Origin of the sequence: Paraglaciecola sp., assembly GCF_039943935.1 — a bacterium.
Taxonomy (GTDB): domain Bacteria; phylum Pseudomonadota; class Gammaproteobacteria; order Enterobacterales; family Alteromonadaceae; genus Paraglaciecola.
This window is the reverse complement of sequence record NZ_JBDUZQ010000020.1, coordinates 110,248-135,083: the sequence shown is the minus strand read 5'-3', so window position 1 is coordinate 135,083 and position 24,836 is coordinate 110,248. Positions and strand designations below refer to the sequence as shown.

General features: G+C 38.2%; 25 protein-coding genes. 14 read left to right on the top strand and 11 right to left on the bottom strand.

Annotation, left to right across the window (positions count from 1 at the left end; all coding sequences use genetic code 11):
• Positions 1-55: 55 nt before the first annotated feature.
• Genes ABJD71_RS11080 through lipA form a run of 4 tightly spaced genes read left to right on the top strand, consistent with a single transcriptional unit; the run spans position 56 to position 3,084 of the window.
• Positions 56-1,183, top strand: a complete 1,128-nt coding sequence (locus ABJD71_RS11080) for a serine hydrolase (protein WP_348169357.1) — start codon at positions 56-58, stop codon at positions 1,181-1,183.
• Entirely contained in the window at positions 1,183-1,446 is a 264-nt protein-coding gene (gene ybeD, locus ABJD71_RS11075; RefSeq protein ID WP_348168867.1) for a DUF493 family protein YbeD, read from the top strand. Before ABJD71_RS11080 ends, ybeD begins: the two co-directional genes overlap by 1 nt.
• A 17-nt stretch (positions 1,447-1,463) precedes the next feature.
• The gene (gene lipB / locus ABJD71_RS11070; protein WP_348168864.1) at positions 1,464-2,129 is read left to right on the top strand and encodes a lipoyl(octanoyl) transferase LipB; all 666 of its coding nucleotides are present in this window, start codon (positions 1,464-1,466) and stop codon (positions 2,127-2,129) included.
• A complete protein-coding gene (gene lipA, locus ABJD71_RS11065; RefSeq protein ID WP_348168861.1) occupies positions 2,122-3,084 on the top strand; it encodes a lipoyl synthase in 963 nt (320 codons plus the stop codon). The genes lipB and lipA overlap by 8 nt, the downstream gene beginning before the upstream one ends.
• Positions 3,085-3,164: 80 nt before the next feature.
• On the opposite strand, the gene ABJD71_RS11060 is transcribed toward lipA, so the two are convergent.
• Together ABJD71_RS11060 and ABJD71_RS11055 are read right to left on the bottom strand one after the other, a co-directional pair.
• Positions 3,165-4,610, bottom strand: coding sequence for a phosphomannomutase CpsG (locus tag ABJD71_RS11060; RefSeq protein ID WP_348168859.1), 1,446 nt, complete (start codon positions 4,608-4,610; stop codon positions 3,165-3,167).
• Positions 4,611-4,651: 41 nt separating this feature from the next.
• Complete coding sequence (locus tag ABJD71_RS11055) at positions 4,652-6,073, bottom strand: mannose-1-phosphate guanylyltransferase/mannose-6-phosphate isomerase (protein ID WP_348168856.1); 1,422 nt, start codon at positions 6,071-6,073, stop codon at positions 4,652-4,654.
• A gap of 175 nt (positions 6,074-6,248) precedes the next feature.
• On the opposite strand from ABJD71_RS11055, the gene tcdA reads away from it, so the two are divergent.
• Entirely contained in the window at positions 6,249-7,073 is an 825-nt protein-coding gene (tcdA, locus tag ABJD71_RS11050; RefSeq protein ID WP_348168853.1) for a tRNA cyclic N6-threonylcarbamoyladenosine(37) synthase TcdA, read from the top strand.
• Between the two features lie 94 nt (positions 7,074-7,167).
• The gene (locus ABJD71_RS11045; protein WP_348168850.1) at positions 7,168-7,581 is read left to right on the top strand and encodes a hypothetical protein; all 414 of its coding nucleotides are present in this window, start codon (positions 7,168-7,170) and stop codon (positions 7,579-7,581) included.
• Positions 7,582-7,616: 35 nt separating this feature from the next.
• Here the strand turns inward: ABJD71_RS11045 and ABJD71_RS11040 are convergent, their stop codons facing one another.
• From ABJD71_RS11040 to ABJD71_RS11010, 7 genes are all read right to left on the bottom strand, one after another.
• The gene (locus ABJD71_RS11040) at positions 7,617-8,084 is read right to left on the bottom strand and encodes a DUF2919 family protein (RefSeq protein WP_348168847.1); all 468 of its coding nucleotides are present in this window, start codon (positions 8,082-8,084) and stop codon (positions 7,617-7,619) included.
• Between the two features lie 25 nt (positions 8,085-8,109).
• Positions 8,110-9,885, bottom strand: a complete 1,776-nt coding sequence (locus ABJD71_RS11035) for a diguanylate cyclase (RefSeq protein ID WP_348168844.1) — start codon at positions 9,883-9,885, stop codon at positions 8,110-8,112.
• Positions 9,886-10,012: 127 nt separating this feature from the next.
• Positions 10,013-11,638 (bottom strand): gamma-glutamyltransferase, encoded by a 1,626-nt coding sequence (ggt, locus tag ABJD71_RS11030; RefSeq protein ID WP_348169354.1) that lies wholly within the window; start codon positions 11,636-11,638, stop codon positions 10,013-10,015.
• Between the two features lie 153 nt (positions 11,639-11,791).
• The gene (locus tag ABJD71_RS11025; RefSeq protein WP_348168841.1) at positions 11,792-13,165 is read right to left on the bottom strand and encodes a Na+/H+ antiporter NhaC family protein; all 1,374 of its coding nucleotides are present in this window, start codon (positions 13,163-13,165) and stop codon (positions 11,792-11,794) included.
• A 223-nt stretch (positions 13,166-13,388) separates the two neighbouring features.
• Positions 13,389-13,913, bottom strand: coding sequence for a DUF6817 domain-containing protein (locus ABJD71_RS11020; protein WP_348168838.1), 525 nt, complete (start codon positions 13,911-13,913; stop codon positions 13,389-13,391).
• Between the two features lie 20 nt (positions 13,914-13,933).
• The gene (locus tag ABJD71_RS11015) at positions 13,934-14,578 is read right to left on the bottom strand and encodes an FMN-binding negative transcriptional regulator (RefSeq protein ID WP_348168835.1); all 645 of its coding nucleotides are present in this window, start codon (positions 14,576-14,578) and stop codon (positions 13,934-13,936) included.
• Complete coding sequence (locus ABJD71_RS11010; RefSeq protein ID WP_348168832.1) at positions 14,565-15,185, bottom strand: GNAT family protein; 621 nt, start codon at positions 15,183-15,185, stop codon at positions 14,565-14,567. The genes ABJD71_RS11015 and ABJD71_RS11010 overlap by 14 nt, the downstream gene beginning before the upstream one ends.
• Positions 15,186-15,276: 91 nt before the next feature.
• Between ABJD71_RS11010 and ABJD71_RS11005 the strand changes: the two genes are divergently transcribed.
• Positions 15,277-16,734: a PLP-dependent aminotransferase family protein gene (locus ABJD71_RS11005; RefSeq protein ID WP_348168829.1), complete on the top strand. Its 1,458-nt coding sequence runs from the start codon at positions 15,277-15,279 to the stop codon at positions 16,732-16,734.
• Between the two features lie 8 nt (positions 16,735-16,742).
• Here ABJD71_RS11005 and ABJD71_RS11000 read toward each other — a convergent pair whose 3' ends face one another.
• Both ABJD71_RS11000 and ABJD71_RS10995 read right to left on the bottom strand, forming a co-directional pair.
• Positions 16,743-17,084, bottom strand: coding sequence for a 5-carboxymethyl-2-hydroxymuconate Delta-isomerase (locus tag ABJD71_RS11000; protein ID WP_348168826.1), 342 nt, complete (start codon positions 17,082-17,084; stop codon positions 16,743-16,745).
• 114 nt (positions 17,085-17,198) lie between these two features.
• On the bottom strand, positions 17,199-17,591 hold the full coding sequence (locus tag ABJD71_RS10995) for a hypothetical protein (protein ID WP_348168823.1): 393 nt from the start codon (positions 17,589-17,591) through the stop codon (positions 17,199-17,201).
• Positions 17,592-17,880: 289 nt separating this feature from the next.
• Here ABJD71_RS10995 and asnS point away from each other — a divergent pair, with 289 nt between their 5' ends.
• The 7 genes from asnS (at position 17,881) to ABJD71_RS10960 (ending at position 24,830) form a co-directional block, all read left to right on the top strand.
• Positions 17,881-19,278, top strand: a complete 1,398-nt coding sequence (gene asnS / locus ABJD71_RS10990) for an asparagine--tRNA ligase (protein ID WP_348168820.1) — start codon at positions 17,881-17,883, stop codon at positions 19,276-19,278.
• 191 nt (positions 19,279-19,469) lie between these two features.
• Positions 19,470-20,594, top strand: a complete 1,125-nt coding sequence (locus ABJD71_RS10985; protein WP_348168817.1) for a zinc-binding dehydrogenase — start codon at positions 19,470-19,472, stop codon at positions 20,592-20,594.
• A 214-nt stretch (positions 20,595-20,808) separates the two neighbouring features.
• Positions 20,809-21,321 carry a paraquat-inducible protein A gene (locus ABJD71_RS10980; protein WP_348168814.1) on the top strand — a complete coding sequence of 171 codons (513 nt, stop codon included), beginning with the start codon at positions 20,809-20,811 and terminating at the stop codon, positions 21,319-21,321.
• A complete protein-coding gene (locus tag ABJD71_RS10975) occupies positions 21,311-22,402 on the top strand; it encodes a GGDEF domain-containing protein (protein WP_348168811.1) in 1,092 nt (363 codons plus the stop codon). Before ABJD71_RS10980 ends, ABJD71_RS10975 begins: the two co-directional genes overlap by 11 nt.
• A gap of 46 nt (positions 22,403-22,448) precedes the next feature.
• The gene (locus ABJD71_RS10970; protein WP_348168808.1) at positions 22,449-24,263 is read left to right on the top strand and encodes an ABC transporter ATP-binding protein/permease; all 1,815 of its coding nucleotides are present in this window, start codon (positions 22,449-22,451) and stop codon (positions 24,261-24,263) included.
• A complete protein-coding gene (locus tag ABJD71_RS10965; RefSeq protein ID WP_348168805.1) occupies positions 24,256-24,468 on the top strand; it encodes a DUF3820 family protein in 213 nt (70 codons plus the stop codon). Before ABJD71_RS10970 ends, ABJD71_RS10965 begins: the two co-directional genes overlap by 8 nt.
• Complete coding sequence (locus ABJD71_RS10960) at positions 24,468-24,830, top strand: hypothetical protein (RefSeq protein ID WP_348168802.1); 363 nt, start codon at positions 24,468-24,470, stop codon at positions 24,828-24,830. The genes ABJD71_RS10965 and ABJD71_RS10960 overlap by 1 nt, the downstream gene beginning before the upstream one ends.
• Positions 24,831-24,836 lie beyond the last annotated feature (6 nt).

The following is a 24,836-nucleotide window of genomic DNA, read 5'->3' as shown; positions in this document are numbered from 1 at the left end:
AAATGGTAGTTTAATGCGTAACCTAAAAACTTATTTCAGTTCTTTTCTAAGTGGCATGGCAATATGTTTATGTATATTTCCTTCTTCCGCCGCAGTAGTGATCCCGCCAGCTCCGAGTATTGCATCTAAAGGCTTTGTGTTAATGGATTTTCAAACCAATAGTATCATCGCAGAACAAAATGCTGACATTCAAATACCCCCCGCCAGTTTAACTAAAATGATGACCAGTTATGTCATTGGTCAAGAACTAGCCATTGGTAATATTAGTGAGACGGATTTAGTTACTATTTCTGAAAACGCTTGGGCCAAGAATTTTCCTGATTCTTCAAAAATGTTTATAGAAGTGGGTAAACAAGTATCAGTGGCAGATCTTAATCGCGGCATTATTATTCAGTCGGGAAATGACGCATGTGTCGCTATGGCTGAACATATCGCTGGCAGTGAAAGTGCTTTCGCAACCATGATGAATATGCACGCTCAAAAATTAGGCATGACCTCTACCCACTTTGTCAATAGTCATGGACTTCACGATGCGGACCATTATACCACGCCACGAGATATGGCATTATTATCTGCTGCATTAATACGTGATGTTCCAGAAGAGTACGCACTTTATGCAGAAAAAGAATTTACCTATAACGATATTAAACAATATAACCGTAATGGTTTACTTTGGGATAAGAGTTTAAATGTCGATGGAATAAAAACTGGCCACACATCTGATGCAGGTTATAGCTTAATTGCTTCTGCAACCCAAGGTGATATGCGCTTAATATCTGTCGTAATGGGTACCGATAGCGAACGAGCCCGTAAAATAGAAAACAAAAAGCTTCTTAAATATGGTTTTCGTTTTTATGAAACGATTACTCCATACAAAGCTGGAGACAACTTTGTATCTCATAGAATTTATATGGGAGACAAAGAGACCGTAGATTTAGGAATTTTAGAAGACACTCCTATTAATATCCCCCGTGGCCAAAGTAAAAACTTAGAAGCTAACTTTAAATTAGAAAAAAATCTTCAGGCTCCCTTAGCTAAAGGCGAGGTAGTGGGAACTCTTTACCTACAAATAGAAGGTAAAGATATTGCCGAATACCCTTTAGTCGCACTTCAAGAAGTGAATGAAGGTGGCTTTATCGACCGTATGGTTGATTTTGCTAAACTAAAATTAGGGCTTGAGTAATGGATACACAATTTGATCAATTATTGGATTTTCCATGTCAGCAAACCTTCAAAATTATGGGAATTGCGGACCCTTTATTGCCAGAGCACATTGTAGCCTGCCTACAAAAACTTGCTCCTGGAGACTACTATCCTAAAGTTAAACCGAGCTCTAAGGGCAATTATCACGCGATTTCATTGAGCGTGAGAGTAACCAGTAAAGACCACATGGAAACAATTTATAAGGAACTAGCTAAAATTGAATTAGTTCGTGTTGTTTTATAAGCTGTATTAAAACATTGATGGAATTAAGTAACTCAATAACAAATACTTTGATAGTTAGACAATTAGGCAGACTGTCTTACTTACCTACTTGGCAAGCTATGCAAGACTTTACCAATGGGAGAAATCAAGAAAGCTCTGACGAAATTTGGTTAGTAGAGCACGAACCGGTATTTACACAGGGTCAGGCTGGGAAAGAAGAGCACCTATTGATGCCTGGTGACACTCCTGTTGTTCAAGTAGATAGGGGCGGCCAAGTGACATACCATGGACCAGGTCAACAAATGATGTACGTGCTCATTAACATGAAACGTAATAAATTGGGGGTTCGGCAATTAGTCACCGCTTTAGAAGAATGTGTGGTTAATACTCTAAAAGAATACAATATTGTTGCATACCCAAAAGTAGATGCACCAGGTGTGTATATTGATGAAAAAAAAGTTTGCTCAATAGGATTACGTATTCGCAAAGGTTGCTCATTTCATGGCTTAGCATTAAATGTCAACATGGATTTAAGTCCGTTTAAACGTATCAACCCTTGCGGCTATGCCGGATTAGAAATGATAAATAGTGCCACATTGAAAGGACCAGCCTCTCTTGATGAAGCAGGACCCAAAATAACAAATCACTTATGTACCTTGTTAGGTATAAGTGCAAAAACATATAGAGAAGGTTTTGATGAGTAACGCTCGCCCCGCAGCCGGAGTAAAACTTCGAGATGACGAAAAAGTAAAACATATTCCTATTACCATTATGCCGACCGAAAAGGCAGAGATGTTACGTAAGCCTGAGTGGATCAAAATACGTCTTCCAAGTAGCACTGATAAAATTGACCATATCAAAAAAACCTTACGCAAAAATAAATTACATTCTGTTTGTGAAGAGGCAAGCTGCCCTAATTTAGCAGAGTGCTTTAATCACGGCACAGCGACCTTCATGATTTTGGGCGACATATGTACTAGACGCTGTCCATTCTGTGATGTTGCACACGGTAAACCATTACCTCCAAGTGCAGAAGAGCCCATCAAGTTAGCGACCACCATAGCTGAAATGAATCTAAAATACGTTGTTATCACTTCTGTAGATCGTGATGACTTACGTGATGGTGGCGCGCAACATTTTGTGGACTGTATAAATGCTATTCGTGAACATAGCCCAACAACTAAAATTGAAGTTCTAGTACCAGATTTTAGAGGACGGATGGATAGAGCATTAGATATATTGAAAAAAGGTCCACCAGATGTTTTCAACCATAATCTAGAAACCATCCCACGCCTTTACAGAGAGTGCCGACCAGGCGCTAATTATCAATGGTCTTTAGATTTACTTAAAAAGTTTAAGGAACAGCATCCGGGCATTCCTACTAAGTCAGGTTTAATGATGGGTATGGGCGAAGACAAGCACGAAATAGCAGAAGTGCTAAAAGACCTACGTTCACACAATGTTGAAATGTTAACTCTTGGCCAATATCTACAGCCTAGCAAACATCACTTTCCCTTGAAACGTTATGTCCACCCTGACGAATTTAATGAATTAGATGATATAGCAAAAAACTTAGGTTTCACTCATGCGGCATGTGGTCCTATGGTTCGCTCAAGTTATCATGCAGATAAGCAAGCAGCAGGCGAAGAAGTAAAGTAATTTTGAAAAATGTTGCTAGAAATATCAAAAAAGCCCAGTCATTGGAAAATGACTGGGCTTTTTACTAGCTAATTATCAAACTACTTTAGTAATGCTAATAACTCTGCTGTTTTCTCTTCCATCAAAGCTATATCACCTTTAGATTCTACGTTTAATCTAACAACCGGCTCTGTGTTCGATTTACGCAAGTTAAAGCGCCACGTGCCAAACTCTAAGCCAATTCCATCAGTATAATCTACTACAGTCGCTTGTGACTCGTATTTATCTAAGATTGCCTTGATAGAAGCATCAGGGTCAGCCAAAGTACTGTTAATCTCGCCAGATGATGGGAATGCTGCTATGCGTTCCTTTACTAACTGCGATAATGGCTTTTTAGTGGTACATATCAATTCAGCCACTAATAACCATGGAATCATTCCAGAATCACAATAAGCAAAATCGCGGAAATAATGATGGGCACTCATCTCACCGCCATAAACTGCATCATCAGCACGCATACGCTCTTTTATGAATGCATGTCCCGTCTTACTCTTAATCGGTACTCCGCCTGCAGAGGTAACGATATCTTCAGTGTTCCAATATACACGTGGATCATAAATAATTTTTGAACCAGGATCTTTATCTAAAAATGCTTTCGCCAGCAAACCAACTATATAATACCCCTCTACAAACTCTCCAGCTTCATCAAATAAGAAACAGCGGTCAAAGTCACCATCCCAAGCGATCCCCATATCAGCCCCACTCTCTTTTACTGCATTAGCCGTATCAGCGCGACTCTCAGGTAAAAGAGGGTTAGGGATACCATTAGGAAATTTACCATCTGGGGTATGATGAACTTTTATAAATTCAATGGGCACATTGTTATCAACTAATACCTTTTCTATAGCATCAAGCGCATCACCTGCCGCTCCATTACCTGCATTTACAACAAGTTTGAGTGGTGTAATGTTAGTAAGATCAACATAAGAAAGAATATGCTCAACATATGAAGTCATATTACTGACAACTTTATACTTGTCAGTTGAGGTTAACTTATCAATATCAATCGAGCTTTCACCAGATATAAAAGCGTCATCAGAAACGACTTCAGTTCCATAAGATGCAATCCTAGTTTTAACTTCGTCATTATCATAAGTTTCAGCCAAATCGCGAATGGCGAACAAACCTGTATCACCGCTAACCGGTTTAGAGTCAGTTTTAACTAACTTCATACCGTTGTAATCAATCGGATTATGGCTAGCGGTAACTTCGATACCACCATCCATGCCTAAATGTTTAGTTGCAAAGTAAATTTCTTCAGTGCCTGTCATACCTAAATCAGTAACGGTTGCACCACCGTCAATCAAACCTGCTGTTAACGCTAGCTTGAGTGGCTCTGACGTTAAACGAACATCCCCCCCCACTACAACAGTTTTAGCACTCATTTGTTCAGAAAACGCTCGCCCAATTCTATAAGCGATATTTTCGTCGAGTTGCTCAATCAATTTGCCACGGATGTCATAGGCTTTAAAACACGTAATTTTCATATTTTTTCTTAATCTCGTAAAAATAAAATGAAGTGTAAAGCCTACTTAGCTTCAACACGTCCGTATCGGTCTGAAAAACGAACAATGTCATCTTCACCTAAGTAAGTTCCAGATTGCACTTCTATCAACTCTAATGGGATTCTCCCTGGATTTTCTAGGGCGTGAACCACACCGATAGGGATGTAGGTAGACTGATTTTCAGAAAGTAATAAAGTCTCATCCCCATTCGTCACTTTGGCCGTGCCAGACACCACAATCCAATGCTCAGCTCTGTGATGATGCATCTGCACTGATAATTTTTCACCAGGTTTAACGGTAATACGTTTAACTTGAAAACGCTCACCATTATCAATTGAATCATAACTTCCCCAAGGTCTGAATACTTCCCGGTGAAATTGCCACTCTGGACGACTTTCAGCTTTCAGCTTATTCACAACATTCTTGATATCTTGAACTTTATCTTTATGCGAGACTAAAACCGCATCTTTAGTTTCAACCACCACTACATCATCTAAACCAACGACTGATATAAGGCGTTGTTCAGAATTTATATAGCTGTTGTTCACACCATCTAAAATTGCATCGCCAATAACTACATTATTATTCTCATCTTTTTCTTTAGCTGTTTCCCACAGAGAAGACCAACTACCAACATCACTCCAACCTGCATCTAAAGGTACAACACAGGCAGCATCTGTTTTCTCCATCACTGCATAATCGATTGAATCATCAGGACAATCTGCAAACACATCAGCATCAACACGAACAAACTCTAGATCAGCTGCTTCGGTTTCTATGGCTTTCTTACAGATAGATAACATTTGAGGAGCATATTTCTCTAACTCTTCTAAATAACGGCTTGCTTTAAACATAAACATACCGCTATTCCAGTAGTAATCACCAGAGTCTACGTATTCTTGTGCGGTTACTAAATCAGGTTTTTCGACGAAACTAGCTACATCAAACCCAACCTCAACAGACTCAACCTTACTGCCTCTTTTTATGTAACCGTATCCGGTATGTGCGGAATCTGGCACAATACCAAACGTTACTAACTTACCTTGACTTGCAAGTATCTCAGCTCGTTCAATAGCATTATGGAATTCTGGCGCATTGTTTATAAGATGATCTGCAGCAAGAATTAATAAGACAGGGTCTTCGTCATTTTTTAAGGCATGCAAAGCAGCTAAGGCAATAGCAGGTGCAGTATTACGCCCCATTGGCTCTAATAAAATACCACCATGTTTTATGTCTTGTTGACGTAATTGCTCAGCCACTAAAAATCGATGGGCATCATTACATATAACAATAGGTTGCTCAGCATCACTACCAGATAACCTTTCAATAGTATCTTGTAGCATAGTTAACTCACTCGTTAGTCGCAAAAATTGCTTTGGTAATGCAGCTCTTGACTTCGGCCATAAACGACTTCCACTACCGCCAGCTAAAACAACAGGTTTCATTTTACTTTCCTTTTGATTGACTCAATTTTGACAGACAAGAAGCGACTGTGAGTTTTCGAAAATTAATAGTATTAAAGGTTACCTAGTTATTCAATAAAGAACTTAAAAATAAAGGTTAACGAGTATCGCTATTGCGCTGATAGAATATGTCAGTTTTGAGAATAAAAGAGTATTTATGCAACGTTCTAAACAATTTAATACCAATCAAACTTTTGACTCCGAACGCTTTGGTGGAACCCAGCGAGTTTATGGTGTCGAAGGTACAAATATATTACACCAAGCTCACGTATGTGTTGTAGGAATTGGAGGCGTTGGGGCTTGGATAGCCGAATCATTAGCCAGAACCGCCATAGGTCAGATCACCTTAATCGACCTAGATGATATATGTGTTACCAATACCAATAGACAAATTCATGCAAATACTAATACCGTTGGGGCGTCTAAAGTAGATGTTATGGCAGACCGTATAAGGTTAATTAATCCCCATTGCCAAGTAACAGCAATTGAAGACTTTGTCACATCAGAGAATGTATCAGAACTTTTAACTTTACATTTCGACTATGTTGTCGATGCCACAGACAGTATAAAGGCAAAAGCAGCAATGATTGCGTTTTGTAAACGTAACAAAATTCCAGTTATCACCATAGGTGCCGCGGGGGGGCAAATCGACCCAACTCAAATAGCTGTAACAGATTTAAGCAAAACTATTCAAGATCCACTGGCAGCAAAACTACGCTCTGAATTGAGACGGTTTTATAACTTTCCAACGAACACCAAACGTAGATTTGCTGTTGATTGCGTTTACTCCAAAGAGCAACTTAGTTACCCTCAAACGGATGGCTCTGTATGTAAACAGAAAAACTCAAATGATGGCAGTGTTAAATTAGATTGTAATAGTGGCTTTGGTGCAGCGGTAGTAGTCACTGCTACTTTTGGGTTGGTGGCAACGGCTAGGCTGATAGAAAAATTAATTGATAAAAAATCCAAGTGCAACTCATAACGAATCCTTATCAATATCAGCTATTATTTCTCATCGACAAATCAGCGAATAAACCACACAATAACGAATACATTAAATTGAATGGATAAATATTATGCAAATGACATCAGCAGAGTTGGCCAACTTAATGCTAGATAGTGCGCAAAATGCAGTAAAGACGACTCTTGAGGAGTTTAAACTTCAATTGGATTTTTCAGAAGAGAGTATTAACTTAGTCGATGATGTTATATTAGCATGGCTTGGAAGATATAAAGACCAGGCTTTGGAAGAAAATGCTGTTTTCACTATATGTAATATTTATGGAGCTTACGTAGGTGAAATATTTAAAGAAAAAATTGGGGGAGATTGGGCATATGATGAGTCTAATCCAGATGCGCCTTACGTCGTACTTGATTATGCAAGCAGCAGCTACGCATTTGCAGGAGTATGTTACCAGCGTTTAGTTAACGACAGCCAGGTAAGTATCAAAAACTATTTTGATGAAGCCGTAGCTAATAATTTACAATAGCTCAGGTGCGTTAGATTGGTGTTGTAAATTAGACGTTACCCTTTTTTCCAATCAAGCAACATCAATCTAATATGGTTATCCTTCAATATAAAATATAAGCAGAAAAAACTTACCAAGGTTGTTACTGCTATTACCCAAGAAAACTGCCAATTATTAAGCTTTGCTAACATCAGATTAAAGCTTAAATCTCCAGTAACTGACGCAATAATACAAGGCTTAACAAACCCAAATAGCCAAGTTTTATGGTTGCGCCAAATTTTTTCTCTAAAACCTACAATAACAAGTACCGACAACGTAGGCAGTCCAATGGCAAGACTTATATAAAGGAAGTTAGTTTCAGGATAAAATATTCGTAATAAAGTATCACTGCTATCACGCCCCGATATAGAAGCAATAAATATTAAAAAACTACGACCTAAATACAACAAACAAAGATAGAGGCTTAGCGAGGGTATTACTCGCCCAGAGGCATCATAAAACTTAAGGGGAAGTAACAATTTCAATTAGTCATCCAACATTTCAAACAAATTACGTTACTTTGTGACGGTTCTTTCTAATTTCCAATATCACCTCATCTACATCTGACAAGCCAGTATTAGCATTATAAACATGCATTACTATAACGGGTTCTATATTCTGACGTTTCTTAGAAACTACAGCTAGGTTTGACAAAGCACTCTCTATTCTATTAAACGATTCTTTAGCAATTGATTCTTGAATATCTTGAAGACACACAATAAATTGATCAGCACTCACTCTCCCCACAATATCAAGATCTCGAGTGGCATGTTTTAAGCAGCTTGCCAATTGTGTAAGCAAATTTTTTGATTCAGTTGAGCCATATTGGCTTTGTATGTCCCCTAAATTACTGACGTTAATTAACACTAATGTATTTACTCGTTCACTATTTGTTGATTTTATTTTACGAATTTTAGATAAAACGACTTGCTCATTCAAAAGGCCAGTTAAGGGATCCGTAGCTAGTTTTTTTAAATAAGCTCTACCCACTGTCCAGTATGCTAGTAAAGCGAAACAAAAAGTAATTCCCAAAATAATAAAAGCTGCCTGCCAGCGTTTTCTTTCAAACTCTTCTAAATTAGTCTCAAGACCTGAAATTCTATTATGTAAGTGTGCTACACCTAAAACTCTACCAGAACCTTGCTGACGTCTCATTTTTTCTAAGGAAATACTAGTGTACTTATCAAAACTGCCTTTAGCAGCCTCTATATTTTCCATAAACAAATAGGCTTTAACTAGAAATCCTAAATACCTTTCTTGTCTAGAAAACCTAGCAGTCATAGCCGTATTTATATCATTCTGTTTATCTAAAAACGCCTCAACACAGCCTTTATCTTTATAATGTAAACATACAGCAGTGGCGTACCAGTCATATATTTTTGTCATCTCTTGGTTAGATATTTGAGTCAAAAAGATATTCCATTTGCTTAAACTTTTTTTCATTTCCTCGTAATTTTCTGTGACATAGTAATGACGGCTTAAAGCAAAATGATACCAACTGTTAGTCAATGGAGTATTGACCCTACTATTACCTTCTCCTAATTCATCTATCATTCGTTTTGCATTATCAAAATCGCCACTACCTGTTAATGCTGAAATAATACTAATTAGGGGGGCAAGTTGGTTTTTCTCTTCATACACAGTCAAGCCCAAACGATAACTTTTTTCATACTCCTCAGCAGCTAAAACACGTTGCCCAATCGAGCTATACAGTAAACCAATATTATTATGAATATGAGCGAGAGCCTTTATATTACCTTGTTGAGAGTAAGCTTCAATTAACGAGAAAAGCTGCCCTAATTTCACCCCAAAATCCTGCTTATCTGCACCGCACTCAGTAATAAGACCTAATTGAGAGCTAAGGTAAATATCACCGAATTTATCTTTCGATAACTGCTTTGACAGCTGATAATACTCGCATTTTCTAGGATCATCATTTACGTCAAAAATAAACCCTAATTGATAATGAATACTCGCATAGCTTTCTGATGCTTGGCTTAACATATTCTCGGCTAGTAATCCCAAAATTAGTTGCTTAGCTTTTTCAGTACTACCCACACAAATTAACCAATGCGCTTTATGAACTTTTAATTTAATCGATTGTTCTAGAGTGATACCAGAATCCATTAAATAATTATCCACTCTAGGGTTAGAATCATCTGCAGGGCAATCGAATGTAGAGACTTGAACATCTTTTATAAAATTATCAACTTCATCAGCAGACACAGTGAATAGTAATGGCACGACAGCAGACCAAAACATTATGATCTTTACAAACTTGCTCACAATAACCTCATTCAGATATGATATTTATCAAAGAAAACCACTCAGGTTTGCTTTAAACAATAGAATAGATTGAATAATAATCATTCATAACCTGAATATTAACCAAGTATTCTAATTAAACTTTTAACTAAAATACTAGTGCTTTACCACGTCCATTTATCTCAGATGCAGCACTAAGTTTGCCATTAACGTTGATAACAACGTGCATATCTCCAAACCTATCATGTCTAATATTGTACCCCATCAGTTCAAGCCCTTGAATCACATCAGGATCTACCCCCTCATGAACGCGGATCTGATTTTTAGGCACTAGTTGGTGATGAAACCTTGGTGAATTAACGACTTCATCTGCGGTCATTCTAAATTCCAATGCATTTAAAATAGAGAGATACACTGAGCTAATAATAGTCGTGCCGCCAGGGGAGCCTGTCACCATAGTGACTTCTCCATCTTCTAAAACCATACTAGGGCTCATTGATGATAACATGCGTTTTTTAGGCTGAATTTCATTCGCCTCTCCACCCAAGGCACCAAATACATTAGCTACACCAGGTTTTGCACTAAAATCGTCCATTTCATCATTTAATAAAAAGCCACCGCCTTCAACCACTACACCACTTCCATAACCTAAATTAATAGTGGTTGTGTTCGATACTGCATTTCCCCACTTATCTAATATTGAAAAATGAGTGGTTTCTTCACTTTCTTTTAAGCCTGGTCTAATGTCTTCGGTGATTGATATTTTGTCTAAAGACACCGTTTCACTTCGCTTAGTTAAATAACTAACTGAAGTTAAACTAGCAACTGGTACATCGACAAAATCTGGGTCACCCAAATATTCTGCTCTGTCAGCAAAAACTCGTTTACCTATTTCAGAGAGTAAATGCATATAAGAGGTTGAGTTATGAGTAAGTTTAGGCTTTCCTTGAGTTAATAAATCATACATTTCTAACCACTGGATGATTGCGATCCCTCCTGAGCTCGGAGGTGGGGCAGTCAACAATTCATATTGGCGCCATGTACTTTTAAGAGGCTCTCGAGAAACGGCTTTGTATGACAACAAATCATTCTCTGTTACTAACCCCTTTTCTTTTCGCATAAAATCACTGATGATTTTTGCGGTTTCTCCCTTATAAAATCCGTCTCGCCCTTGGTCTCTTATACGCTTTAACGTTTCAGCTAATTCCAATTGAATAAAGTTTTCATTTGCTGTGGCTTTCGAGAAGTAATCACTAAAATTAACATTAAGATTTCGTTCAACTACTTTTTTGCTATATTTTGCAATCGACTTTGCCAGCTTAGGGTGAACTACAAACCCCATTTCGGCCAATACCACCGCAGGTTGCACTAACTTACTCCAAGGTAAACTGCCATGCTTTTCGTGTGCAAGCCACATACCTGCAACCGTTCCAGGAACTCCAGATGCTAAGATCCCATATACAGATTGATTGGGAATAATATTACCATTTTCATCTAAATACATATCACGATGTGCAGCAAGAGGAGCCTGCTCTCGATAATCAATGAAGTCACTTTCATTGTCTTTACGAATCAGCATAAACCCACCGCCACCTATATTTCCGGCTTCAGGTAAAGTCACAGCTAATACAAACTGAGCAGCAATAGCGGCATCAATTGCATTACCCCCTTGCTGTAAAATATCTTTTGCTACCTCAGCGCTATAGCTATCAGGCATAGCTACTGCAGCCTCTTTTAACTCTGTATTCTTTGGTTTGTTGCATGCTAAGAGCACAACACTAAAAGCGAGAATACAAGCACTTCTAAAGTGTTCTTTATGTACTTTTCGAATAAATATCACAGTTTATTACCCAATAAATTTGCTTTTAAAAAAGAAGTCGCCCTAAAGTGTAAATCATAAAAATTAACAGCTTAATGCTAATTTATTTTAGATAATAATGAGACTTACAACAAAGTAGCCAATAAAGGTTAATACTCCACCGAATAAAGCATAGGGCATTTGTGTACGTACGTGGGTTAATAAATCACAACCAGAAGCAATAGATGATACTGCTGTAGTGTCTGAAATCGGAGAGCAATGATCACCAAACACTCCCCCACCTAAGATAGCAGCTATAACAAATGAAGGAGGCAGTCCCAATGTTTCAATGAGAGGCACACCAATAGGGATCAAAATAGCAAAAGTTCCCCAAGATGTACCTGTTGTAAAAGACATCACTGCTCCTGCTAAAAACAAGACAGGAACTACTAAACTAATTGGTAAATAGTCTCCTACTAACCCAGCTACAAAAATACCAGTTCCTAACTCTTTTAAGCTTGCCCCTAAGGTTAAAGAAAACAGCACAATCGTTACCAATGGTAAAATTTCGCCCATCCCTTTAAAACCAGTTTCGACTAACTCTTTGTGGGAATGTTGCTTTGATGTAAGCAGCAGAATATAAGCCACGAAACATGCAAAAACCGTAGCGTAAAGCACTGACTTACTACCACTACCGTTAGCTAATACGCCGTCTCCTGTCCAAATCATAAACCCGACCATACCTAAGATCATACAAAGTAATGGTAATAACATGTAACGGGCTTTTGTACCTTTGATTTGGCTTTGCTCACCTTCTAATTTAACTAAAGCTTTATCAGCCTCTTTAAGGGGGCCATGAACCTTGTCAGCTAATACAGTGTATAACACAACTAAAAGAGCAATAATGGCATAGAAATTAAATGGAATAGTTCCCCATAAGACAGAGACAGGGCTTTGCTCCATCTCATAATTGCTCAATAAACCAAGTATAAAAGCGCCCCACCCGTTTAATAGAATTAAAATACAAATAGGGGCACTAGTACTATCAATCACATAAGCAAGTCGTGCTCTACTCATCTTAAATTTATCAAATAATCCACGGGCTAAAATTCCTGAAGCCAGAACACTTAAATTTGACTCTATAAACACGACTATGCCTGTAAACATCGTTAGCAAGCCAACTTGTTTTTTGCTTTTTGCAACGCCTTTATTTATCAAAAGCTCTACAGTGGCGGTTACCCCTCCAGAGTTACGCATGTATGCTAACAGCGCACCAATTAAAAGGCTAAACAGTAAAATTCGGCTGTTTCCTCCAGACGTTACAATTTCAATTACTCTTTCGATTGACGCAATGGAGCCAGAAAACAGCACTTCGGAGCCATTTTGAAAAGCTAATAACCATTCAGCACTGAGTATTGCCATAACTAAAGCTAATATAACTTCTTTTCGCCAGAAAACGATGGCGATAGCGATGATGGGAGGGAGAATTGAATACCAATGCATACTTAAACCTTATTTTGATGTAATTTTTTTAATTATGATGATTAGATGGATCGGAAAACGGCAACATAATGAATAACTCTTTGCGTAACCCAAGAAAGAAAAACATATTCAATCTTTTAACTTGTCTTATATAAAATACAGCAAAGGCTCATAGATGCGCTACTACTTCTTTTAACATTACATAAAATTTAGCTTAATGTTCCAATTAGTATGAAACGACTTATCACTCCATTATTGTAATTTTACGCTTAGCGGGAGCACTTAGGTAAGGCATAATACTTGATAGGTCCCTCCGATATTTTGAAGAAATTTCTAACGAAAAAGTTTCTTCAACATGTATATTATCAATTGCAATAGCTGCATAAAGCTCACATAACTGACAAAATAGTAAATAAGGAATAGACTCTTGTGTGCCAGTTATAGCGTTATTAAAAACACACTCTCTAGAGGTGATTGGTTGATGCATAAACGTAACTTTATCCCAAGCATAATAATAGTAAATTATAGTTTCGACTTCAGTTCCTACAATTTCTTTTACGCTGTTTCTTAAACCTGCAACTGCTCGACTATTGTTAACTTCATTTTCTAGATAAGCGATGTAATAGAGGCCTGCCTGCTGTAAGGGTATATCGGCATTCCATTCTTTTAGTCGACATCGAGTACTTTCAATATGAGTAATTAAAGTACTATCGAGGTGCTCAAACTTCCCTGCACCTAACTCAATTAATTTACGAATATTAATATCCATTCCCATTCCTCACGCAATTTCTACTTTAAATTCCCAACCCCAAGATTAGACTTACTCATGTATTCTGCCAGCGCAAGACTATCAAAACTTCCACTCCCCGATAATCCATGAAACACCCCCAATTGATCGGAAGCACTTCGCTGTTGCCCTAATTTTTGCACCCCTTCAACTTTTTTTATCTTAATTTTAAAGCCAACAATACCAGCCAATAGCTTATCGACAAAGAGTTTTGGGACGACGTCTTGATTATCCAACAAATCAGGTTCGTACTTTTTAACCAAAGCTCTCATGGCCTTTAAACTTTGTTCCTTATCAGTTAACTCGACACAACCATATACATGCACAGCTGCATAATTCCATGTTGGAACGGCTGGTCGAGCCTGGTACCAACTTGGTGAAATATAACTATGAGGTCCGCTAAACGTTATCAAGACATTGGCCTTATCTAGCACTTTCCATTGTGGATTAGCTCTAGCACAATGACTATAGAGGCTCCCCTGTTCGCCTTCTTCAGGCTTTAATAAAAATGGTAAATGGCTGGCCTGTAATGTATTTTCAGTCACATGGGAAGCTCCATCAGATACTAGAATACCAAAGCTAAATTCTTCAATAAATTGCTGCATTGTTGCTAAATTACTCATTGCAAATACCTTAGGAATGAACATGTTTATTCCTTTTATACTGCTTAATGGTCACCTTAGCTTGTAAATCAGCCTTAACCGCCTGCCAGTCTGGTTCAATAATACTGTAAATAGCACTATTGCGGATACTGCCATCTTGTTGAATTCGAGCATATCTATTCACCCCTTCAAACTGAGCTCCAATACTTAAAATCGCAGCTCTAGATTGTTTGTTCTGTTCATGGGTTTGCAGCGCCACTCTATTATAGTTAAGTGTTTCAAAGGCATAACTCAACAAAAGTAATTTGCTACATTTATTTACATAACTTTTCTGTACGCTAGGGTGTAAAAAGGTATACCCAACCTCTATCGTTTTATGCTCTTTTGCGATATTCAAAAAGCTACTCGATCCCACAACTTGGTTTTGAAACTTATCTATAACTACAAATGGAATTTGCACTCCAATTTCTTTATTGGATAAACATCTCTCCACCCAGGTTTCTGTAGCTAGCTCGGATTTACAATAGTTATGACTCGTCCATTTCCAAATAGACAAGGCCTGCCCAGCCTTATATAAGGGACCGGTATGTTTCAATGCCATAGGCTCTAACGCAACATGCTCATCTTGTAATGTAGGTACTGTGGTAAACATCAATTAGTCTCAAGAGTTCGTGAAAGGTGATTTACTATCACCTACCATTGGTCTACCGTAAACAACCAATAATAAAAAACTAATTAGACCAATGAAAATATTTAACTTACTAGATAATGAATCTGCCAAATACCTTCAGCTAGCAGAGTCAGTTAAAACAAATATTAGGAAAGGCAACTTATTACCAGGAGATACTTTGCCTTCTGTTAAAACCTTAAGTGATGATTTGCATCTAAATCGACACACTATTATGAAAGCTTTTGCAGAGTTAATTGCCGAAGCTTGGGTAGAGTCAAAACAACGAGTCGGTTATAAAGTGGGAGCAAACATCCCCATTGAAGGCAGTCTAAAACAGCTAAAAAGTCACGATAAACAGACTAAATTTAAATTCAGGCTAATCAGGTCTGGCACCTCAATCGATAGTCCACCAGCAACTCAATATGAATATAACTTTTCTGGTGGGCAGCCAGACTTGTTTAAGTTCCCATTTAAGGAATTTAAACAACATATGTCTGCGACTCTAACAAGACCCAACCTTGAACAGCTAAGCTACGGTGAAATAATGGGCGTGCCTGAACTAAGACTGCAAGTAAAAACTTATCTTCGCCAATCCCGAGCCATAACAAATCGAGAAGTCATTATTACCAATGGCTCACAAGAAGCCCTATTTATCATTGCTCAATTGCTGTTGCAGGAGGGAGATCAAGTGGCAGTCGAAGCCCTAGGCTATCCCCCTGCGATGGCTGTATTTAATAACGCAGGTGCTGATTTAGTGGCTATTAAGCAAGATCAACTAGGTATCATCCCCACTGACTTAGAACAGAAGATACAAAATGGAAGCATTAGGCTTATTTACTTAACTCCCTTACACCAATACCCCACAACAGTGACCTTACCCATTGCTCGTAGAATGGCTGTTTACCAATTAGCTGTAAAATATCGCATTCCTATTATCGAAGATGATTACGATCATGAGTTTCATTATCGCTGTCAACCACTAGCACCAATGGCTTCAAATGATCCACAACAATTAGTTATTTACCTATCAACCTTTTCTAAAATTATGTTTCCAGGCGCGAGAGTGGGCATATTAGCAGTGAACAAAACACTAGCCAAAGCGGTTGCTGAGTACCGCATGATAATTTCCCACAAAGGCAATGCACTCATGCAGTTGGCTCTTGCAAAATGGATGAAAGAAAAGGGGTTCGAGCGCCATCTTAAACGTATGACTCGCACCTACATGGCACGCAGAGAACACGCAATAAAATGCTTAGAACAATATAATTTATTTGAATTCACATGCCCAGACGGGGGTATGGCCTTATGGGTTAAACTAAAAAACACATCAATAAATACATCTAAACTCGCAGCTATGGCAAGACATAAAGGCATCTATATTCAACACGAAAAACAATATCAAACAGTTCCTCAATGTAACCGCAACCACTATTTACGGATGAGCTTTGCAAGTATGCCAGAATCAAAGTTTAGCGACGGGCTTTCAATTTTAGTAAACTTAATTAACACAAAGGCAGAGGTACTAGCGTAAAAAGGAAATTACAAGATTGTTTTTCTGTAACTCACTTTGTCTATATCGAGGACTTCAACAGTAAGAGAAACTGGAGACCTGGCTATTTTGGTCAATGAATCTAACATCATCTCAGATAACATTTTCTTTTGTTGATGGTTTCTGCCTTGTAAAATTTTAACATTGACATGAATAAAAGGCAGATCGCCTGCACCTGTTTGATAATACTCAAATGCTATGGCTCTGGTTTTAATAGACGCTTCTTCAAATAACTCTGAATCTACTGCTCCTTGATGGACACATTTAATCAAAGACTCGGGGCTTAATTCTTTTTCGATATTTTTTGAATATTCAACAATACAATGGGGCATAAAACCTCTTATTTAAGGCTAGGATAATTCAGTTTAAAGCCTAAAAGTAATACCTTTTTTAAAATCAACTATTGGCCTACTGTTCAAAACTCTGGGCAACCATTACAAAAACTGTCATGGATTAAATTCAAAATATAAAATAATCAAACTAGAGGCAGCCGTTATCAGTAACACATAACCATTAATGCCAAAGTAATCCTTTTCTCGACGGCTTCTTAAGCGTTTCATAAACAGCACTATTACGCTAATAAAGACACACAACGCTAGTAGTCCAACCAAGTAAATACTTAACGTTTGTGACCATTCTTGACGCCCTTCAAGCCCCCAGAAAGCTTGAACACCTGACACAAATTCAGGCCTAGCATTATGAAAAACCAACAAAGCACCAATAAATGTAAACCAACCGATGACATTAACAAAAACCATGCATCTAAAAAACAGATCATTCTCTCTTGGAATTTTTCGTCTGTTTTGATCTCGATTATGTAGAGGTTGACTTTGCTTCATATAATAAATAAGTTCTTAAAATAGTGTTTTTATATCGATTTTTCTTGAGTCTAAGGGCTAGCTGCGTAAGATTACATACCTTGCAAAAATAGCCTAGTAAGCGAAAAACAAGTCTTATATTACCATTGCCTATGTTTTCGGCTAGTAAAAAGATTTCGATAGCTTTTTATCTTCTAGTTGCTTATTTTTAAACAGTTTTAGCTAAGCAAACTAAATTGATACAATAAAACAAATTAAATTTTATGATGGGTCTAGTGACCTTAAATCCCATTAAAGTGGAGAGATGTAGATGGCGCACGCCCCGGTGGCAGAGATTTTTGCCAGTAAATATTCAATAGGTGAACAGGTTACAATAAAGGGATGGGTTCGTACTCGCCGAGATTCCAAAGCTGGCCTATCTTTTATTGCAGTGCACGATGGCAGCTGCTTTGATCCAATTCAAGTGATTGCTCTAAACTCCCTTGAAAATTATACAGATATTCAGAAGCTCACAACCAGCTGTTCAGTGACAGTAATCGGTACCCTAAAAGAGTCTCAAGGCCAAGGTCAGTCTTTAGAGATTGAAGCACAAAGCATTGAAATAATAGGCTGGGTTGAAAATCCAGATACATTCCCTATGGCACCCAAACGCCATAGCATGGAATATCTTCGAGAACATGCCCACCTTAGAGCGAGAACCAATGTAGGCGGTGCCGTCACTCGCGTAAGAAACTGTTTATCACAAGCGATACACCGATTTTTCTATGAGCAAGGTTACTGCTGGATAAGTACCCCTATTTTAACAGCTAGTGATACCGAAGGTGCTGGCGAGATGTTCAGAGTGTCTACTCTAGATATGTTAAACACGCCTATTACAGACAAAGGCGAAGTTGATTACAGCCAAGATTTTTTTGGGAAAGAGACTTTTTTAACGGTTTCAGGCCAATTAAATGGCGAAACCTATGCAACAGCCATGTCTAAAATTTATACCTTTGGGCCTACGTTTAGAGCAGAAAATTCCAATACAAGCCGTCATTTAGCTGAGTTTTGGATGATTGAGCCAGAAGTTGCTTTTGCCGACTTAGCAGATATTGCTCAACTGTCCGAAGACTTACTTAAATACGTTTTCAAAGCTGTGCTAGCGGAACGCCCAGACGACATGGCCTTTTTTGCACAACGTATCAACAAAGACGCTATTAGTCGTCTTGAAAAAGTCATAGCTCAAGACTTTGTGCGTATGGATTACACAGATGCTATCGAAATCCTGCAAAACTGTGGTAAAAAATTCGAGTTCCCCGTTAGCTGGGGTGTAGATTTATCCTCCGAGCATGAGCGCTACTTGGCAGAAGAACATGTTGGCGCTCCTATCATCATGCAAAATTATCCAAAAGACATCAAAGCCTTTTACATGCGTATTAATGATGATGGCAAAACAGTTGCAGCCATGGATGTATTAGCACCAGGAATTGGAGAGATAATAGGCGGTTCGCAACGAGAAGAACGCCTAGATGTTTTCGACAGACGGTTAGCTGAAATGAACCTAAACCAAGAAGATTATGCTTGGTACCGAGACTTACGCCGTTATGGCACCGTTCCTCACTCAGGATTTGGGTTAGGTTTTGAGCGTCTAGTGGCTTATGTTACAGGTATGCAAAACGTAAGGGACGTCATCGCCTTCCCACGAACCCCAGGGAATGCAAATTACTAGATGTAACGTCCGAAGTATTTACTAGGCCACCTTCTGGTGGCTTTTTAATTTCTAATAAACACCAGGAATATTGAATACCATCTAAATGCACAGCAATGATAAATAACTGTTCATCATTAAAATGATCGATTAATTAAAGATACGTTAATTTAAACTTCATGTTATTGCCTACTACCCATTGCGAGATTTATATGAAAACATCACAACAATTATTTACAGAAATCACCTCAACAGGCAGCCTAAATCTATCTCTTCAAGTAGTAAACATTCCTGAGCCTAAAGCTCACGAAGTCATAGTCAAAATAGAAGCCGCCCCCATAAACCCATCTGATATGTGGCCTATGTTCGGCCCCGCCAATCTAGAAGAAGCAAGGTTAAATTCCGAAGAGACGTCACTGACCGCTCCTGTACATAAAAGTATGTTACCTAGGGTAAAGTCTCGTTTAGACCAAGTTTTACCTATTGGCAACGAAGGTGCAGGTACGGTAGTGGCAGCAGGTGATAGCCCAGAAGCTCAAGCACTGCTAGGTAAAACAGTAGGGGTATTAACGGGGGCTATGTATAGCCAATATTGCTGCGTCCCCATTCAAGCCTGCATGATCCACAAAGAGACTACAACTGCAAAAGATGCGGCATCTTCCTTTGTCAATCCGTTAACTGCATTGGCTATGGTTGAAACTATGCGAACTGAAGGCCACACTGCTTTGGTTCATACGGCAGCAGCGTCTGCCCTAGGCCAAATGTTAAACAAAGTTTGCTTGCAAGAAAATATTGACATAGTAAACATTGTTCGTAACCAGCAGCAAGCCAATATTTTAAAAGAAATTGGGGCTATCCATATTTGTAATTCATCTGATTCAAGCTTTAAAGGTGACTTGTACAAAGCGATTAAAGAAACCGGAGCTACATTGGCGTTTGATGCCATAGGTGGCGGTGACCTTGTAAGCGATTTATTAAGCACTATGGAAAGAGTCGGAAGCGAAGATGCAATTGGTTTTAACACTTATGGCTCAGAAGCCAACAAACAAGTTTATATCTATGGGGGTTTAGACTTTTCACCTACAATTCTTAACCGAGCTTATGGTATGACATGGGATATAGGTGGCTGGTTACTCATGCGTTGTTTAGGAAAACTCCCCCCTAATAAAGTTGCAGAACTATACAAAAAAGTGGCAAATGAAATTACGACGACTTTTGCATCAAATTTCACCCAAGAGTTGAGCCTACAAGAAGCGTTAAGTCCTACGACAATAATGAAATACAACGCAAAGAAAACTGGAGAGAAATACTTCATTAACCCATCTAAGAATTCATAAATGCCTGTCATACGATAGCCCATAACAGTTAGTATTGATTCCCCCCCACTTTCAATATTAACTGTAACAATAAACTGTCCCCTTTAATGCCTTCAAGTCCTCCCGCCAAGGTCTTAACGTATAACTCTACAAGTTCAATATAAAAAATTACTGTTTAAAGTTAACATTTAATGTTAAATATCCACATTAGTGAAACAATTCATGGAGAGTGTTGGTGACAAGCACTACAGTCCAAAATGCACATATTGACTATTCGAATAAGCAAATCACCCGCTGTCATGACTGTCACCTTGAAGTAAAAATTCCTTCGTTAGCTCATAAAAAGGCTGCATATTGCCCTAGATGTAAACTTCAACTATCCGTTTTTCATCAAGACCGCCCACAAAAGCTTATCGCTTTTGCAATCACAGGTATTTTACTCTTAGTCGCATCCCTACTCTTCGAGTTTCTATCTTTCAGTACCAATGGACAAACCCAATCAATTGATTTACTCGATAGTTTTAAGGTTCTGATTGATAAAAACTATGAAGTTTTAGCTTTTCTACAAGCAATTTTTATGTTGCTACTTCCCGGAGCTATTTTAGTGACTCTGTTATACGTATTACCGCCTCCCGAGTTAGAGTTCCGTTTACCTAGAACAGAAGCTGCGGTAAATTTTATTTTTATCCCTTGGGCAATGGCAAAGATCAACAATATCCAGCAAAGTAACCAAAACAATGAAGCTTAAACAGTTAGCCTCTAACTACATCCATACCGGGGTTAGAAAGGCCCATAGCTACGAAGCTAAGCAACAAATATTAGTAGCAAATATCTTTAGCTTCATTGGCTATTCATTAACATTTTTACTTGGTGTAAGCGCATTTTTACGAAATGAACTAGTGTTAGCTCTAATTTTGGTGACGGCTGCAACTCTGTTTGTTATCTCTCACCTTTTATTACGCTTAACATGGCTCGCTAATCCATATAAATTTTCTGCTAGCTTAATCACTCTATCCCTTCTCATATTGATGTTTTATCTTGTTTCTTCTGGCGGAAACAACAATACAGGGCCCCTTTGGATTTACCTTGTCCCTCCGGTGGCATTGTTTTTTGGTGGCATCAAAAAAGGCAGTATTCATATTGTAATTTTTGTCATGTTTATTAGCTTTTTATTGTTTTATAAAGATGGAATACTAATTGATGCTCAATATACAGATGAGTTTAAATTACGGTTAATTTACTCTTTTTTAACGGTAACTTGCCTCTTTGCTTTCTATGAAAGAATGCGCAAGAGTTCATTTCGCAGACTTCAACAAATGAGTGATCAATTTGAGAAACAGGCTATGCATGATCCATTATCAAGCCTTTTAAATAGAAGAGGTATGTTCGAAAAACTTGAACAAGAGTTTAGTAGGGTTAAACGCTCAAATAGTGTTTTGACGGTTATGATGTGTGACATTGACCACTTTAAATTAATAAACGATGAGTTTGGACACTCTCAAGGTGACGAAATCATCAAGTACCTTGCTAAAGATTTTATGGAAAACCTAAGAAAGCAAGACGCTGTTGCAAGATGGGGCGGCGAAGAATATCTATTTTTGTTACCTGACACAAAAGGTGAAGACGCATTAGTTATCGCTGAAAAGCTCAGAGCCAGAATAGAAAATGCCCATTTTAATCATAAAAATAAACAATTTAATGTAACCATCAGTATAGGTTTACACCAACTCACCTCAGATGACTCTATCAATCAAGCGATTACTAAAGCTGATAAGTGCCTTTACAATTGTAAAGTAAACGGCAGAAACCGTTGCATGCTCGGTCAATAAATACAAAAGATAGAAGACTCAACACCCTTTAAGGTATAGCTTGTATATGCGCCCCAATCGTTTTCCAGTCAATCCAGAGACACCAATAAACTGGAGAATTTTTCTACAACTTTGGCCTTATCTTACCGAGTTTAAAGGTAGAGTATTTCTAGCATTTTTATTTTTAGTGGCTGCAAAGGTAGCGAGTATTTATCTGCCTTTCATACTTAAAAATACTGTTGACACCCTAAACTCAACATCGCCCAATAAAACTATATTAATCGTACCATTTGCGTTAATTGCCGCCTACGGTTCATTGAGGTTGGCCAATGTATTGTTTGGTGAAGTGAGAGACACACTTTTTGGTCGCGTCACAGAAAGAGCTATGAGACGCCTTGGTTTAAAAGTTTTTAAACATTTACATAACTTAGATTTAGACTTTCACCTTAATCGGCAAACTGGGGGGCTTTCACGAGACATTGAGCGGGGAACTAAAGGCATTAGCTTTTTAATGCGCTTTTTAGTTTTTAATATTGGCCCTACTCTCGTGGAAATTGTAGCTGTGGTAGCGGTATTATTTTATAACTATGGCATCAGCTTTGCGCTTATTATTTTATGCTCTGTAATTAGTTACGTACTCTTCTCCATTAAGGCAACTGACTGGCGTACTCAATATGTCAGAGAAGTGAACCTAGCCGATTCAAGCAGTAGTTCAAGGGCTATAGATAGTCTATTAAATTACGAAACCGTTAAATACTTTAACAATGAAGATTATGAGGCAAACCGCTATGATACAGACCTACAAAAATGGGAAACAGCAAGACGCAAGAACCGGCTATCGTTATTCGCGTTAAATAGCGGACAAGCTTCCATTATAGCCATATCGATGACGAGCATGATGGCGCTAGCTGCCTTCCAGGTAGCTCAAGGAAGAATGACGATAGGCGACTTTGTACTAATAAATGCCTTTACCATGCAAATCTTCATGCCTTTAAACTTTTTAGGGTTTGTATATCGCGAAATTCGAGGTTCATTAGCCAATATTGAAAATTTATTTAATTTACTCGACCAAAAAACCACTGTCCCAATCAATCAAGATAAGCCTGACTTGAACATAAACTTAGGCAAAGTTAGCTTTAAAAATATCGAGTTTAACTATTTGGAAAACCGAAAAATAATTAAGAACATTAGCTTTAATATTGAACCAGGTCAAAAAGTTGCAGTAGTGGGCGAAAGTGGTTCAGGTAAGTCTACACTGGTAAAACTATTATTCAGGTTTTACGATCCTAACAGAGGCAGTATATCCATTGATGGCCAAGATATTAGCCAAGTTAATCAAGCATCTCTCCGACAAGCCATAGGTATCGTTCCCCAAGATACCGTTTTATTTAATGATACTATTTTAGAAAACATTCGTTACGGACGTCCAGAGGCATCAGACGAAGAAGTTCAGCAAGCGATAGACTTAGCCCATTTGAGAAGCTTTATATCATCCTTACCAGATGGCCACTCAACGACAGTGGGTGAACGAGGCCTCAAGCTGTCAGGCGGCGAGAAACAAAGAGTTGCCATAGCGAGGACCATATTAAAAAGACCACCTATTTTGGTATTTGATGAAGCCACCTCATCATTAGACAGCCAATCTGAACAAGCCATACTTAAATCCTTACAAGAAATATCCCAAGGCCATACCAGTTTAGTGATAGCCCATCGCTTGTCGACCATAATCGATGCAGATAAAATAGTCGTACTAGGTGAAGGTAAGATCATTGAACAAGGTAGCCACAGTGAGTTATTAGGCATAGATAGTGCCTACAAAAAACTATGGCTAAGCCAACAAACACTCGTCACTAAGCAAATGCAAGAGGATCAAATTGGATAATCAGTTACTACTCGAAGCCATAAACCAAACCATGCCTTTTGGTAAATATGCAGGTAGAAAACTACTGCATTTACCTGAGCCTTATTTAGTTTGGTTTAATAACAAAGGTTTTCCAAATGGTAAGTTAGGCCAGCAACTCGCTTTAATCCATGAAGTAAAAGTAAATGGCTTAGAGCAAATGCTTGAGCCACTTTTAAAAGACTAATGGTGAATTTTCATAATAGAAAAAGCCGCAGTAGAGAACGCCCTCAATCTGCTCAGCAACAAAACTTAGACAAACAAATTTTATATTTACATAAAGCCATGGCAGAAAAAATCATTGCCAATCATGGCTTTATTCCACAAATTCAACACACCATAGAAACCAGATACACGTCAGGAAAAATGCGCCATGGTGCATATTTATTTTGGTCAACCTTGTTAGAGTATGTCCACGAACCTGAGATATTTATCAACCAAGTTTTAGATGAATCACCTCAAATCACAAAATATCGTAGGCAAACAGCCTTTGTCGGTGTACTGACAGAAGAAGAGAGACAAGCTGTTTTAGAGCAACTAATTTTTTAATTAATA

Excerpts from the sequence above, each read along its gene's own strand:
- ABJD71_RS10975 (WP_348168811.1), top strand. The coding sequence starts at position 21,311 with ATGAAGCTTAAACAGTTAGCCTCTAACTACATCCATACCGGGGTTAGA.
- ABJD71_RS10960 (WP_348168802.1), top strand. The coding sequence starts at position 24,468 with ATGGTGAATTTTCATAATAGAAAAAGCCGCAGTAGAGAACGCCCTCAA.
- ABJD71_RS11060 (WP_348168859.1), bottom strand. The coding sequence starts at position 4,610 with ATGAAAATTACGTGTTTTAAAGCCTATGACATCCGTGGCAAATTGATT.
- lipB (WP_348168864.1), top strand. The coding sequence starts at position 1,464 with ATGGAATTAAGTAACTCAATAACAAATACTTTGATAGTTAGACAATTA.
- ABJD71_RS11055 (WP_348168856.1), bottom strand. The coding sequence starts at position 6,073 with ATGAAACCTGTTGTTTTAGCTGGCGGTAGTGGAAGTCGTTTATGGCCG.
- ABJD71_RS11020 (WP_348168838.1), bottom strand. The coding sequence starts at position 13,913 with ATGGATATTAATATTCGTAAATTAATTGAGTTAGGTGCAGGGAAGTTT.
- asnS (WP_348168820.1), top strand. The coding sequence starts at position 17,881 with ATGGCGCACGCCCCGGTGGCAGAGATTTTTGCCAGTAAATATTCAATA.
- ABJD71_RS11005 (WP_348168829.1), top strand. The coding sequence starts at position 15,277 with ATGAAAATATTTAACTTACTAGATAATGAATCTGCCAAATACCTTCAG.
- ABJD71_RS11010 (WP_348168832.1), bottom strand. The coding sequence starts at position 15,185 with ATGTTTACCACAGTACCTACATTACAAGATGAGCATGTTGCGTTAGAG.
- ABJD71_RS10995 (WP_348168823.1), bottom strand. The coding sequence starts at position 17,591 with ATGAAGCAAAGTCAACCTCTACATAATCGAGATCAAAACAGACGAAAA.
- ABJD71_RS11080 (WP_348169357.1), top strand. The coding sequence starts at position 56 with ATGGCAATATGTTTATGTATATTTCCTTCTTCCGCCGCAGTAGTGATC.
- lipA (WP_348168861.1), top strand. The coding sequence starts at position 2,122 with ATGAGTAACGCTCGCCCCGCAGCCGGAGTAAAACTTCGAGATGACGAA.
- tcdA (WP_348168853.1), top strand. The coding sequence starts at position 6,249 with ATGCAACGTTCTAAACAATTTAATACCAATCAAACTTTTGACTCCGAA.
- ABJD71_RS11015 (WP_348168835.1), bottom strand. The coding sequence starts at position 14,578 with ATGTTCATTCCTAAGGTATTTGCAATGAGTAATTTAGCAACAATGCAG.
- ABJD71_RS10985 (WP_348168817.1), top strand. The coding sequence starts at position 19,470 with ATGAAAACATCACAACAATTATTTACAGAAATCACCTCAACAGGCAGC.
- ybeD (WP_348168867.1), top strand. The coding sequence starts at position 1,183 with ATGGATACACAATTTGATCAATTATTGGATTTTCCATGTCAGCAAACC.
- ABJD71_RS11045 (WP_348168850.1), top strand. The coding sequence starts at position 7,168 with ATGCAAATGACATCAGCAGAGTTGGCCAACTTAATGCTAGATAGTGCG.
- ABJD71_RS11000 (WP_348168826.1), bottom strand. The coding sequence starts at position 17,084 with ATGCCCCATTGTATTGTTGAATATTCAAAAAATATCGAAAAAGAATTA.
- ABJD71_RS10970 (WP_348168808.1), top strand. The coding sequence starts at position 22,449 with ATGCGCCCCAATCGTTTTCCAGTCAATCCAGAGACACCAATAAACTGG.
- ABJD71_RS11025 (WP_348168841.1), bottom strand. The coding sequence starts at position 13,165 with ATGCATTGGTATTCAATTCTCCCTCCCATCATCGCTATCGCCATCGTT.